This is a genomic window from Marinobacterium iners DSM 11526, assembly GCF_900107855.1.
Lineage (GTDB): Bacteria > Pseudomonadota > Gammaproteobacteria > Pseudomonadales > Balneatricaceae > Marinobacterium > Marinobacterium iners.
On the sequence record NZ_FNRJ01000001.1, the window covers coordinates 113131 to 126622 of the forward strand.

Sequence of the window (13492 nt, forward strand, 5' to 3'; positions counted from 1 at the left end):
ACAGCACAAAAACAAAGGGGCGATGCCGACATGTGCCGGCATCGCCCCCTATAGATTTCCTTCAACAGGAAATCAGTCTTCAAGCAGGTTGCGCCCCTTACTGGCTGCAATGCGCATGCGCAACGCGTTCAGCTTGATGAAGCCTTCGGCGTCTTTCTGGTTGTAGGAACCGGCATCGTCTTCAAAGGTCGCGATGCTTTCATCAAACAGGCTATCTTCAGAGCGACGGCCGGCAGCGCTTACACTACCCTTGTACAGCTTGATACGCACCTCGCCATTCACGTTGCGCTGACTGTAGTCGATCATTTGCTGCATCATCTTGCGCTCTTCCGACCACCAGAAGCCGTTGTAGATGATCTCGGCGTAACGCGGCATCAGTTCGTCTTTCAGGTGGGCCGCTTCGCGGTCCAGGGTGATCGACTCGATAGCACGGTGAGCCTTCATCATGATGGTGCCCCCCGGCGTCTCGTAGCAGCCACGGGACTTCATACCGACAAAGCGGTTTTCGACGATGTCGAGACGGCCAACACCGTTGGCACCACCCACCTTGTTCAGATATTCCAGCACAGTTGCCGGGCTCATCTCTTTGCCATCGATAGCCACGATGTCGCCATTGCGGTAGGTCAGTACCAGGTAGGTCGGCTCATCCGGTGCCTGCTCGGGGCTGACGCTCCAGCGCCACATGTCTTCCTCGGCTTCAGCCCAGGGGTCTTCCAGAATGCCGCCTTCGTAGGAAATATGCAGCAGGTTGGCATCCATGGAGTAAGGCGACTTCTTCTTGTTCTTGCTGAAGTCCACCGGGATGTTGCGCTCTTCGCAATACGCCATCAGCGTTTCACGGGACGTCAGATCCCACTCACGCCAGGGAGCGATCACTTTCACGCCCGGCTTCAGCGCATATGCACCCAGCTCAAAACGCACCTGATCGTTACCCTTGCCTGTAGCGCCATGGGAGATCGCATCAGCACCGGTCTCATTGGCAATTTCAATCAACCGCTTGGCGATCAACGGACGCGCAATCGACGTACCGAGCAGGTATTCACCTTCGTAGATGGCATTGGCACGAAACATCGGGAATACGAAGTCACGCACAAACTCTTCACGCAGGTCTTCAATGTAGATCTCTTTCACGCCCAGCGCTTCGGCTTTTGCACGTGCAGGCTCTACCTCTTCACCCTGCCCCAGATCGGCAGTAAAGGTCACCACTTCGCAGTTATAGGTATCCTGCAACCAGCGCACGATGACGGAGGTATCAAGCCCACCCGAATACGCCAGTACGACCTTTTTTATATCGGACATGTTGCTGCTCCAGAAACTGAGTGTGCCGGTCACCACGACCGGCACACGGAAACAAATCACTCGGCACAAAGGCGAGTATCATACCAGAAAGCACAAAGGCGCTGAACAGCCTCTATTCGCGCTCAAGCCGGATCGCCACACGACGGTTCCGTGCCCGATTTTCTGCCGTATTGTTGGGCACGACCGGATAGCGTTCACCGTGATAGCGAGTGGTGATCATATCTTCCGACACTCCTTGACTGACCAGATAACGCGTCACCTCTTCGGCCCTGCGCTTGGACAGATCACGGTTCAACAGACGCCGACCGTAATTGTCTGAGTGGCCATCCACATACACTGAATGCACACTGTCATCGGTCTTGATATAAAGGGCAATCAAGTCGAGCCGCTCACGCGTTGCATCGGACAACTGCCAAGCAGCAGAAGGGAACAGCAACGCCGTACGTGCCACCTGACGATAATTTACCGGCAGCAACGTATCAAGACAGCCCAAATAATCATCATAGGCTGATTTGAAATTGGCTGCCGAAATACCAATCTGAACCGGCTCATCACTCTGATACCAGCGCTCGCTGGAAAAGGTTGGGGTCATGCCACGATGCAGCGCAACCAGCATCTGACTGGCCGCCTCACTGTCCAACTCAAGCACACCCGATTGCTGATCCACTTCAACTTCCGCGATGTTGAACGGCGCCTCCCCCGGCTGCCAGGGCGATGCCTGCGCCACCAGCATGGCAGACCCGCTTAGCTGAAAGGTTTGCGTGGGCTGCAGCCTGAAACGCAACGGTTCACCCGCCTCATGCTCGAACACGGCTCGGCCGAACGCAGGTACAGACTGGCTCAAGCGACAAAAAAAACGCGAAGTTTCCATTTCCCACACAGACTGATCGATTGATGCCCGAAACACAACGGCCTGCGCCCATCCCGGCAGCAACAGGAGCAATAGCAGGGCCATACTGGGATATTTCAATTCGGTCTCTCCCGACAATCAGGTCAGCATTCAAGTATCGGCACCAGCCGCAGGCACTTTAACTCTCATTTTGACGCCACTACCCAGACTGTTAGAATGCCTGCGGCCAATCACCTGCTGCAATAAGGACTTTCGTTGACTCAACGCAATTCAGCCCCTCATCCAATGGCAGATCGTTTTCGCGGTTTTCTGCCGGTCGTTATTGACGTCGAAACCGCCGGCTTCAACCCGCGTACCGATGCTCTGCTGGAAATCGCGGCCGTCACGCTTACGATGGATGAGAACGGCTACCTGATGATCGATCAGAGCTACGATGCGAACGTAGATCCATTTCCGGGTGCCAATCTGGAGCAGTCCGCTCTGGACTTTACCGGAATCGACCCTCACGACCCGGAGCGTAACGCCCTGCCTGAAGAGGAGGCACTTGAGCAAATTTTCAAGCCGATCCGAAAATCGATCAAGTCACACGGATGCAAGCGGGCCGTTCTTGTGGGCCACAATGCATCGTTCGACCACGGGTTTGTTACCAACGCAGCTGATCGAGCCGGTATCAAGCGCAACCCTTTTCACCCGTTTTCCACCTTCGATACCGTCTCGCTGGCAGGACTGGCCTACGGCCAGACCGTTTTGGCAAAGGCCTGCAACATGGCCGGCATCGACTTTGACGGCAAACAGGCGCACTCAGCGCTATATGACACCGTCAAGACCGCAGAGCTGTTCTGCGCCATTGTTAACACCTGGAAAGACATGGGCGGCTGGGACATGGTTCTAGCCACTAGAGGCTACCAATGACCCTCTTGTCCACTTTACTCTCTCTGACCGCAATAGCTTTAAGCTTCAAATCAATTCGCACCATCCCCATGCGAGTGATATTGGCATTACTGTGCTTTTTTCAACTTTTTTTACTTGGTTTCTATTTTGTTGCTGATCATTTAACCGGATCAGGAGTCAACGAATCGGTCCTTTATCACTTAAACACTGACATGGAAGGCGCCGGCCTTAAAGAATTCTCTTACCTAATAGCGCTCAGTACAGCATATCTCCTATCCATTTTATTAATGAGCACCCTTCTCTATCGGAAAAGCTATAATAAAAACCACATAAAGCCCATACGCTACTCAACCAGCATAGCAGTCTTCATTGCAGCTTTAGCCACAAATCCTACACTTTTGGACATTGGAAGAGCTTTTTACTCAAACCAGAGCGGCACACCCTCTGATTATATAGACATAAAGAAAGCTTCCTTACCCGAAAGCCCAAAGAATTTGGTTTTCATTTATTTAGAGTCCCTTGAGCGCACCTATTTTAATGAAAGAATTTTTCCGAACCTGCTTCCAGAACTGAGTGCCCTTGAACAGCAAGCCATAAGCTTCACAGATATACGACAGGCATACGGTACCGGCTGGACAATTGCAGGAATTACAGCTTCACAGTGCGGTGTACCTTTAATAACACCCGCAAATGGCAATGCAATGGGCAGTATGGATCAGTTTCTCCCAAGAGCAAATTGCCTGGGTGACTTACTATCCAAACATAATTATGAATTAAACTACCTTGGCGGTGCGCATCTAAATTTTGCTGGCAAAGGACGCTTTTATAAAACTCATAACTTTCAGCGTATTGAAGGATTACAGGAGTTACATCACACACTCAAAAACCCCTTATACACCTCATCCTGGGGGCTTTTCGATGACACACTTTACGATTTGGCATATCAACGCTTTGAGGAGTTAAGCACCAAAAACCAACCTTTTGGTTTATTTATGCTTACTCTTGATACACACCATCCATCAGGCCTCCAGTCAAGCACATGCAAGGAGGTACAGTATGCAGATGGAAAAAATCCGATGCTGAATGCCGTTCATTGCGCAGACCGCTTGGCTTCATCATTTATACGCCGACTACTTTCAAGCAAGGCAGCAGACAACACCATTATCGTTGTAGCATCCGATCATTTGGCAATGCAAAACACTGCTTCTGGACTCTTAAACCAATCCCCCCGTCGTAACTTGCTCATGATGTTTGCCCCAAACCACTCTGGTGATCAGATCAGTAAACCAGGATCTACGCTGGATACTGGACCAACAATTCTACAATTGCTTGGCAGTCCAATCCGGGTTCTGGGAATGGGGCGCTCATTACTGGATAAAAACACACCCACACTTACCGAAGCACACACATCTCTGGATGACACACTTACAAGCTACAGGAATTTTTTTAAATCCCTATGGTCATTTCCACAATTAGAAGCAGGCATTACTGTACAGCCAAACTCTCAAAAGCTTTTTTTGGGACAGCGGGTGCTTGATTTCCCGGCACTGATACTTCTCAACGCAGACCTGCATGTCAGAGAAGTCCGCTTCCCATCAATAGAAGACCCATCTTTGTCTTATCAGGTTTCCGACCTGGCACCGGAACAGCTTTTTATTTTGGTGGACCATTGCCCCGGGAAAAAAAGTATCAACCCCGCCCCCCCTTTGAGCGATACCTTATTTTGCATGTCCTATGGTGCACTTGGTGCAGACAAGCCCTTCAAACGCTTAGCACTCAGAGAGAAAATACATTTTTCCAAGTACCAATTGGAAGAAGAGCTATTGGCCTATAAGGTTCAGGGTGCCGGTAAACTGTACGCCGAGCAGCGGCAACAATTGTTGCTTCTTGATCGCTACGGAACAGCAGATGTCATCGATTATAAATCATCCATAAACTCATCTTTCACCCTGATTTCCTCCAGTTCGCCTTCCGGCAACTCACGCATAGAGACAGGCACAAGCGACATGGAACTCAGTAGAGGACTAACCTTGATCGGGCTTGGGAACGATCAAAGCGCCGTGGTACTTCAACACCAGGATACGTGTGAGCCTTACCGACACCAGGAACCACTCGTAGACTCATTCCAGAACATAATTAACCGCGAGTCGTTCCAAGTATTTGCAATTATCGCCCATGACAGCGCCTGGTGCAGAGACAAAGAAGACATGCGCCCTGCGTTGGAGTCAACCAACCTCGATGCATGGCGAACACTGGAGTTTCGCACGCCATATATTGCGATTATTGACAAGAATCAAACTCAACAAGAGTTCCTGGGAAGCCCAAATGAAAGCTTAGCCATCCGAATTAATTGACCATTGCTTCTTCGTTTAACACCGGGCTGAGAGACATCCAGGTTTCAAAATCGTGGAGCTGGAAGAAGACTCAAGGGACCAGCCCGTTCACACACTCACCGCAGCCATTTACTTTCCAGTTGATCTTCAACTGATCAACTGAACTGCCATCGATGGTTGAAGGACTGGCCCAACTCTCTCAATACAGCATCAGTCATGCTTCGATAATGCGTTGCTGTATACAACTACTTGCCTTAGGCCTCAGCCTCACCGGCATCCTTGGCCGCCGCCTGAATCATCTCTTTCAACTCGCCACTTTCAGCCATCTCGCAAATGATGTCACAACCCCCAACCAGCTCACCGTTGATCCACAACTGCGGAAATGTTGGCCAGTTGGCATACTTGGGCAGCTCGGCACGGATATCCTGATTTTCGAGGATATTAACGAAGGCAAAGCGCTCACCGCAGGACATGATGGCCTCAACCGCACGCGAAGAAAAACCACACTGCGGGAACCTCGGCGTACCTTTCATGTACAGCAGGATGGCATTGTTTTCGATCTGTTCTTTGATTGTGTCGACTACACTCATTTAGAAACACCTTTGGTTAACACTTGTCGGACTGTGCCGGTGAGCAACAGTCTACCATATAACCCACCAAATCACTCAACTTAGCCATCACAACCCGGCGGAAATCTGTTTACTGTTTATCGAGGAAAGACCATACTTTTTCAAGTCGTTGGAGACCATTTTGTTACCTTGTGGCAGCAGGATTAAATTGCCAAACGCGGTAGCTACTCATAGAATGGTCGTTTTTTCGGCAGCTCTGGCTGCCTTTTTGCGTTGTAGGGAGAGTCCCCCATGGCCACGCAGCCACTGATGAATGTATTCAACCGGCTCTCAGTTGCCTTCGATCACGGCGAGGGTGCCTGGCTTTACGATACTGACGGTAACAAGTACCTGGACGCCCTTTGTGGCATTGCAGTCACGGGGCTTGGCCACGCACATCCGGCCATCACCCGCGCGATCAGTGAACAGGCTGCAAAGCTGATTCACTGTTCCAATATTTATACCATTCCACAGCAGACTGAACTGGGCGCCAAGCTGACCCGTATCTCCGGTATGGAAAACGCGTTTTTTGCCAATTCAGGCGCTGAAGCCAACGAGGCCGCCATCAAGCTGGCTCGTCGTTACGGTCACAACCGCGGCATCGACAACCCGGCCATCATTGTAATGGATCAGTCCTTCCACGGACGTACGCTGGCCACTCTGAGCGCCACCGGCAACCGCGCCACCCAGCAAGGCTTTGAACCACTGGTAAGCGGTTTTGTACGTGTTCCCTACGATGATGTTGAGGCGGTGCGCCAGGTTGCCCGCAACAACCCCAACGTAGTGGCGGTGCTGGTTGAGCCCGTGCAGGGCGAAGGCGGCATTCACATTCCGGCACCTGACTACCTGAACCAGCTGCGCGACATATGTGATCAACACCAGTGGCTGCTGATGCTGGACGAAGTTCAAACCGGCAATGGTCGTACCGGAACCTATTTCTGCTTCCAGCAGAACGGCATCCTGCCCGATGTAGTGACCACTGCCAAGGGCCTGGGTAACGGCTTCCCGATCGGCGTTTGTCTGGCACAGGGCATCGCAGCCGATGTTCTAACGCCCGGTACGCACGGCACCACCTATGGTGGCAACCCGCTGGCCTGCGCTACCGGAATCGCCGTGGTCGATACCATTGAACAGGACAACCTCTGTGCCCGTGCTACTGAACTGGGTGAGCGCATTGCTAACGGCTTCCGTGCACAGCTTGGCCACAGCCAGTACGTAAAAGAGATACGCAACAAGGGCCTGATGATCGGCATCGAATTGACAGAGGCCGGTTCTGAATTGGTCGTACTGGCCAAGGTAAAAGGCATACTGCTGAATGTGACCGGTGGCGGCAAGGTCGTGCGCCTGCTGCCCCCTCTGATCATGAGTGACAGCGAAGCTGACCTTCTGGTCAGCACTGTATCGCAGCTGATCAAGGTATATACAGGTGAAGAGCGCGACAGCGCAGAATGAGCAAGACCCCCTTTAACTGACCTCAGGAGCCGGCGGCTTCGGCCGCCGACTGACAACTGACCTATGAGTACACGACATTTTCTGACCCTGCTCGACATGACGCCAGAAGAGCTGCAGCAGATCGTGCAGCGGGCCATCATCCTCAAGCAGATGCGCAATGCCGGTGAAACCTACGAGCCTTTGAAAAACAAGGTCATGGCGATGATCTTCGAGAAGGCATCCACCCGCACACGCGTTTCCTTCGAGGCCGGTATGGCCCAGTTCGGCGGTCACGCCATGTTTCTGTCACCCCGGGATACCCAACTGGGTCGTGGCGAGCCAGTGGAAGACAGCGCGCGCGTCATCTCCAGCATGGTCGATGTAGTGATGATACGCACGTTCAGCCACGAACTGGTTGAAACCTTCGCGCGTTATTCACGCGTCCCGGTTATCAACGCCCTGACGGACGAATACCACCCTTGCCAGCTGCTGGCCGACATGCAGACCTTCATCGAACAGCGCGGCTCCATCAAGGGAAAAACCGTAGCCTGGGTCGGCGATGGCAACAACATGTGCAACTCCTATATCAACGCAGCGCGCCAATTCGATTTCCACCTGAACATTGCCTGCCCGGAAGAGTTTGCCCCCAACGCGGATCTGGTCGCCCGCAACAGTGACCGGGTGAGCGTGTTTGAAAGCCCAGAGTTGGCTGTCAAAGGCGCTCACCTTGTCGTAACTGATGTTTGGGCATCCATGGGACAGGAAGCGGAGCAGCGTGAGCGTGTACGCGAGTTCCGTGGTTACCAGGTCAGCCCAGCGCTGATGGACCTGGCTTCACCTGACGCCCTGTTCATGCACTGCCTGCCCGCCCACCGCGGCGAAGAGGTCAGTGAAGACATGCTCGATGACCCGCGCTCAGTGGTGTTTGAAGAAGCCGAAAACCGCCTTCACGCCCAAAAGGCGCTGCTCGAGTTTCTGCTGGTCAACCACAAGTGATCCTCCGGCAGCCCGACAGGGCTGTCCTTACCTCGCCAGACTCCCACATTCGATACTATACTGGCTGTGATTCTGATTACGGGAACCGGGTATGATCGAGATACGTCATCTTAAAACACTGACCGCGCTGCGCGATGCCGGCAGTCTGGTCGAGGCTGCCGAACGGATACACCTGACCCAGTCTGCACTCTCTCATCAGATCAAGGACCTGGAGGAGCGTCTCAACTGCTCACTGTTTATCCGCAAGACCCGACCGATCTGCTTTACCAGCGCAGGCCAGCGCTTGCTGACACTGGCTGACGAGCTGCTGCCGATGGTTCGCAGCACTGAGCGTGACGTCATGCGCCTTGCTGGCGGTGAAACCGGACGCCTTAACATCTGTATAGAATGTCACAGCTGCTTTGACTGGCTGATGCCGACCATAGACTATTTCCGCCAACACTGGCCTGAGGTGGAGCTCGATCTGTCTACCGGTTTCAGTTTTCAACCATTGCCGGCACTTGCACGGGGTGATCTGGATCTGGTGATCACCTCCGATCCGGAAGAGCGCAGCGGGATTCACTATGTTCCCCTGTTCAGCTATGAGTCCGTACTCGTCATGGGCCGGCAGCACCGACTGGTAGCAAGACGCCACATACAACCTCAGGACCTGGCCCAGGAAACCCTGATCACCTACCCGGTTGAACAGGATCGACTCGATGTTTTCTCGCGCTTTCTCGACCCTGCGGATGTGGAGCCCGCCGAGATTCGTACCGCCGAGCTGACCGTGATGATCATGCAGTTGGTCGCCAGCGGCCGCGGCGTGGCTGCCCTGCCCAACTGGGCGGCGCATGAGTATCTGGAGCGGGAGTACATTGCTGCCCGCCCACTGGGCGAAAAGGGGCTTTGGTGCACGCTCTATGCCGCCATGCGGGAGGACCAGAAAGACGCCGACTTTATGGTCGACTTCCTGAGCACCGCCCGCGATGTCACTTTCCGCAACCTGAACGGCATCCGCTCGGCCTGAGCTTAAGGCATCTGCGCCAACTCCCGGCGGATTTCCTCTGTGGTCAGGCGCAGCTGTGCTTCGCCACGGCACGCACGACGCTGCGCCAGCCAATACAACAAGGGTGCAGCGATGAACACCGATGAACTGGTGCCTACCACCACCCCAAACAGCATCGGCTGTGCGAAGCTGGCCACGGCAGTGCCACCAGCCAACGCCATTGGCAACAACGCCAGCAATGTCGTAACGGATGTATACACCGTACGCGTCAGCGTGGCAGCAATGCTCTCATTGAGCAGCGTCAGCAACGGTTTGTCCGGTGTAGCACGCAGACTTTCACGCACACGGTCAAATACCACCACTTTGTCATTGACCGAATAGCCGATCAGCGCCAACAGAGCGGCCACCGCTGTCAGATTGAACTCTACCCCCGCCAATACGCAAAAGCCGATCGTTTTGGTCAGATCCAACGCAATGGTCAGGGTTGCCGCCAGCGCAAAGTGCGACTCAAACCGCCACCAAAGATAGGCCAGCACACCACTGCCTGCCAGCAATACGGCCAGGATGCTCAGATCACTGAAGTCACCACTGACTTTGGGCCCCACCAGTTCGGTTCTGGGGAAGCTGGCAGCCGGGCTCTGCTCCTGTATGGTCTGCTTTAGCTGTTCCATCTGCTCGGCCGTGATTGCCGGTTCTGCCGCTACCGGCAGGCGTACCAGATAGTGCCCATCCACTCCCATCTCCTGCAGACTGGCCTGCTGCGGCAATACCGATCGCAGCGATTCTGCCGCCAGCCCCGGTGCCGATACTTCAACCAGCGTGCCGCCAGTAAAGTCGATGCCATATTTCAAACCCGGCTGCAGGTACAGCGTAACCGCCGCCAATGACAGTACTGCCGAGGCGATCAGGCCCACTACACGCCCCTTCATCACATTAGGTACTCGGGCACTGAGTCGGTCCAGCCAGCCCGAGCCACCCCAGCGGATCGGTTGACGCTCACGACCCCGAATCTGCCACTCGGTCAGCAGCCGCGTCAGCGTAATGGCGGTAAACAGTGAAGTGACAAGGCCGATACCGATGGTGATGGCAAACCCCTTCACTGGCCCGCTGCCCATCAAAAACAGAAGGCTGACCGCAATCAGAGTGGTGAGATTGGAATCCAGAATAGTGGCATAGGCCCGGGCAAAACCTTCCTTAACAGCCATAGCTGCACTGCGCCCGCGCCGACTCTCCTCCCGGATGCGCTCGTTGATCAGAATATTGGCATCCACCGCCATCCCCAGTGTCAGGATGATTCCGGCAATGCCGGGCAGCGTCAGTGTCGCCCGAAACAGGCTGAGCACTCCCAGCATCAGCACCAGGTTAACGGCCAACCCCAGACAGGCGATAAGCCCCCGGCCACGATAGACCACCAGCATGAACGCCACCACCAGCACGAAGCCGATCAGGCCGGTTGTCAGGCCCATGTTGATGGCGTCACGCCCCAGATCAGGACCAACCGAGCGCTCTTCGACAACCTCAAGGGGCACCGGCAACGCCCCGGCTCTGAGCAGCAGCGCCAGTTTTCCGGCCTCCTGCGGGGTAAAGTCGCCGCTGATCTCGCCACTGCCACCAGCGATCACGCTGCGGATCACCGGTGCCGTCAGCACCCGACCATCCAGCACGATTGCCAGCGGGCGGCCGATGTTATCGGCGGTCATGCGGGCAAACTCACGCCCCCCATCGGTGTCGAGCGTAAAGTTGACCACGGCAGCACCGGTTTGCGGATTGAAGGCCAACTGAGCATCACGGATATGCTTGCCCTCCAACGCCACCGCCTTATCCAGTCGATAGTACTGATCACCCTCGACAGTCGGCAGTGTCATCTCCGCCACCGCTTCTCCACCCATCAGCACCCAGTGAAAGGTCATTTTGGCGGTCGTGCCCAGCAGTTCGCGCACCTCGCGCGGATCAGCTACTCCGGGCATCTGCACCAGAATGGCATCATCCCCCTGGCGCGCCACCAAGGGCTCCACCAGTCCGGTTTCGTTCAAGCGCCGACGCACCACCTCCAAACTCGCAGCCATCACATCCTGACGCAACTGCGCCTGATCGGGTACTTCGCTCAGATCGGCCTGTAACAGCAGATGTGAGCCGCCCTGCAGGTCAAGCCCCAATGACAGGGTGTTATCGGTGTACCACTGCGGCAGTGATTGGCTGGCACTGGGCGGCAGAATATTGGGTGCGGCGCTGAGCAGGCCACACAGAATCAGCAGACCACAGGCAAGGGTCCGCCAGGAGAATACTTTCATTATGATCCCCGGATCTCATCAACAACTGATCAAACAAACAGAACTGAACCGCCGTTAAGCGGCGAATACTGAGAGATCAGCGGACGGGTGGGGCACGCAGGGGAGGCAGACTGACCGCCGCCCAGGCTTTGGCGGCAGGCGATGATACTGGAGTCGGAATAATCTGACGGGCAACGAGCAGCAGTACCAGACCAGACAACAGCGCCAGCAGCCATTGCGGCTCATCACCGCTGTCTAACGGCGTCAGTGACTGTTGTTCGTCCGTCGCCAACAGGCTGCTCGGCTGAACCAACGCCACTCTGGCATCGGAGGTGCCCACGTAACCACTCTGCTTCACCCCAGCGTTGAGCATGCCGAACCCCAGCAGCAGGGCGGCCAGCAGCATCAACATGACAGACAGGCTGTAACGCTGATTCAAGGTGGGAAGAGGTGCGACAGCACCGGAGACGTGGGACAACCGGAATACTCCTGATTAGAAGTTCGAGTATGAACCTGACACTGTATCAACGTCAATCCACAGCGATCAGCTGCTCACAGCATTGCAGCAAATCGACCGTTACTTGACCAGGCTGACCGACAGAACCGATACAATTCGTTGCGCAGCACCGCTCCACACGTATCGATAGTGGCCTCCCTGTATAGGGATCGAGGTCGCCCTCGGAGTGAATAGCGCAGCACACTCCCCACCGGCACAGCGCACACTGGAATACAACAGTCCCTTGACTCCCGCCTTGCGCTGATCATGTGCAAACCGCTGAGCAGCCGAGTAATCCGTAGGATGGTGAAGTGCCACGTACTGATCACCGCGAATATCCAACAGCGGCAGCTGAATCATGCTGATGTATTCACGCATGGTGATTTCCGTATCGGGCTCTTGAGTCGCGGACAAAAAACGCTCACGGTGATACCGCGTTTCGGCGATTGCCACATCCAAGGAATTTCCGGCGTAGTAAACACCATCGCGCCCGTCGGTAAACCGACTGGCATATCCAACGTGAGTGAATGCCGCCATCACTGGGGTCGAACCGGAACCGGATATTCGTTCCGAAGCGGGCACTCGTCTCAGGTCCCCCACATCATCCATCAGGCGATCATTGGTGAGTCCCTCGATTTCGAAGATTATGTCCAAATCCTCGGGATCAGCAACGCTTTCGAACAGATTGATTGGCGGAAAGTGGCTGGGCACCAGTCGATGCGCTCGCTCCCATTCAGGCATCAGCTGCTGCATGGTCAGCCTCGCACTGCATCAAGGTAACGCCTGACATCAGCCAGATTGATCACCCTGCCCTTGAGCATCACGGAGATGGCCGACTCGCCATCAAACTCCCGGTTTGCCTTGCGTGGCCAGGCGTTGGCCTGCTCTTCGGTGGGAAACAATATGCGCAACGCCTTGTAGATGCCCAAAATATAGGAGATGCGCTCCAGTGTATCCCCGCTGATAGCTGGGCCTTCGCCTTTTTTCCACTTATAAAAAGTACTGCGTGGTGGACTTCCCAACAATACCTGCTGTTCCTGATTACCTAGCCCCCAACCTTCCGTAATACGAAAGAACGCCTTGAGTGCGACCTCGGATCTGCGTCGCTCATCCGTTTTCGCGGCATGTTCTGATTTGGCCAACACAATGAATACCTCAAGCCATTTGCATTAAGCTCAATATAGTCTACAGATATACAAATATCAATTTTAGTCCCTATAGGGACACTCAGACCCACTCATGCCCTTCTGAACAACTGACCGAAACGGGTTGCCTGGCAAGCACTTGCCAAGATGCGCCGTGCCTGCATTGTGGTAAGATCGAAGTTCTTGTT

Annotated in this window: 12 protein-coding genes; 5 read left to right on the forward strand and 7 right to left on the reverse strand. The window is 54.5% G+C overall.

The features are described from left to right. Positions 1–72 precede the first annotated feature (72 nt). Both BLV48_RS00620 and BLV48_RS00625 read right to left on the reverse strand, forming a co-directional pair. Entirely contained in the window at positions 73–1299 is a 1227-nt protein-coding gene (locus BLV48_RS00620) for an argininosuccinate synthase (protein ID WP_091821467.1), read from the reverse strand. A 112-nt stretch (positions 1300–1411) separates the two neighbouring features. Beyond that, positions 1412–2269 (reverse strand): flagellar protein MotY, encoded by an 858-nt coding sequence (locus BLV48_RS00625; RefSeq protein WP_254774937.1) that lies wholly within the window; start codon positions 2267–2269, stop codon positions 1412–1414. A gap of 165 nt (positions 2270–2434) precedes the next feature. Here BLV48_RS00625 and rnt point away from each other — a divergent pair, with 165 nt between their 5' ends. Both rnt and BLV48_RS00635 read left to right on the forward strand, forming a co-directional pair. Beyond that, positions 2435–3061 carry a ribonuclease T gene (gene rnt, locus BLV48_RS00630; RefSeq protein WP_217632932.1) on the forward strand — a complete coding sequence of 209 codons (627 nt, stop codon included), beginning with the start codon at positions 2435–2437 and terminating at the stop codon, positions 3059–3061. After that, entirely contained in the window at positions 3058–5394 is a 2337-nt protein-coding gene (locus tag BLV48_RS00635) for a sulfatase-like hydrolase/transferase (RefSeq protein WP_091821475.1), read from the forward strand. The genes rnt and BLV48_RS00635 overlap by 4 nt, the downstream gene beginning before the upstream one ends. A 233-nt stretch (positions 5395–5627) precedes the next feature. Here BLV48_RS00635 and grxD read toward each other — a convergent pair whose 3' ends face one another. Then, on the reverse strand, positions 5628–5963 hold the full coding sequence (grxD, locus tag BLV48_RS00640) for a Grx4 family monothiol glutaredoxin (RefSeq protein ID WP_091821479.1): 336 nt from the start codon (positions 5961–5963) through the stop codon (positions 5628–5630). 270 nt (positions 5964–6233) lie between these two features. On the opposite strand from grxD, the gene BLV48_RS00645 reads away from it, so the two are divergent. The 3 genes from BLV48_RS00645 to BLV48_RS00655 all read left to right on the forward strand — a co-directional run bounded on the left by BLV48_RS00645 (position 6234) and on the right by BLV48_RS00655 (position 9414). After that, positions 6234–7433 carry an aspartate aminotransferase family protein gene (locus BLV48_RS00645; RefSeq protein ID WP_091821482.1) on the forward strand — a complete coding sequence of 400 codons (1200 nt, stop codon included), beginning with the start codon at positions 6234–6236 and terminating at the stop codon, positions 7431–7433. Between the two features lie 63 nt (positions 7434–7496). Continuing rightward, on the forward strand, positions 7497–8408 hold the full coding sequence (gene argF / locus BLV48_RS00650) for an ornithine carbamoyltransferase (protein ID WP_091821486.1): 912 nt from the start codon (positions 7497–7499) through the stop codon (positions 8406–8408). A 91-nt stretch (positions 8409–8499) separates the two neighbouring features. After that, positions 8500–9414 (forward strand): LysR family transcriptional regulator, encoded by a 915-nt coding sequence (locus BLV48_RS00655; protein ID WP_091821490.1) that lies wholly within the window; start codon positions 8500–8502, stop codon positions 9412–9414. A 2-nt stretch (positions 9415–9416) separates the two neighbouring features. Here the strand turns inward: BLV48_RS00655 and secD are convergent, their stop codons facing one another. From secD to BLV48_RS00675, 4 genes are all read right to left on the reverse strand, one after another. Next, the gene (gene secD, locus BLV48_RS00660; protein ID WP_091821494.1) at positions 9417–11684 is read right to left on the reverse strand and encodes a protein translocase subunit SecD; all 2268 of its coding nucleotides are present in this window, start codon (positions 11682–11684) and stop codon (positions 9417–9419) included. 76 nt (positions 11685–11760) lie between these two features. Further along, the gene (locus tag BLV48_RS00665) at positions 11761–12141 is read right to left on the reverse strand and encodes a hypothetical protein (protein ID WP_091821497.1); all 381 of its coding nucleotides are present in this window, start codon (positions 12139–12141) and stop codon (positions 11761–11763) included. A 99-nt stretch (positions 12142–12240) separates the two neighbouring features. Next, positions 12241–12912 carry an RES family NAD+ phosphorylase gene (locus BLV48_RS00670; protein ID WP_091821500.1) on the reverse strand — a complete coding sequence of 224 codons (672 nt, stop codon included), beginning with the start codon at positions 12910–12912 and terminating at the stop codon, positions 12241–12243. Positions 12913–12914: 2 nt separating this feature from the next. Next, positions 12915–13304, reverse strand: coding sequence for an MbcA/ParS/Xre antitoxin family protein (locus tag BLV48_RS00675; protein ID WP_091821503.1), 390 nt, complete (start codon positions 13302–13304; stop codon positions 12915–12917). Positions 13305–13492 lie beyond the last annotated feature (188 nt).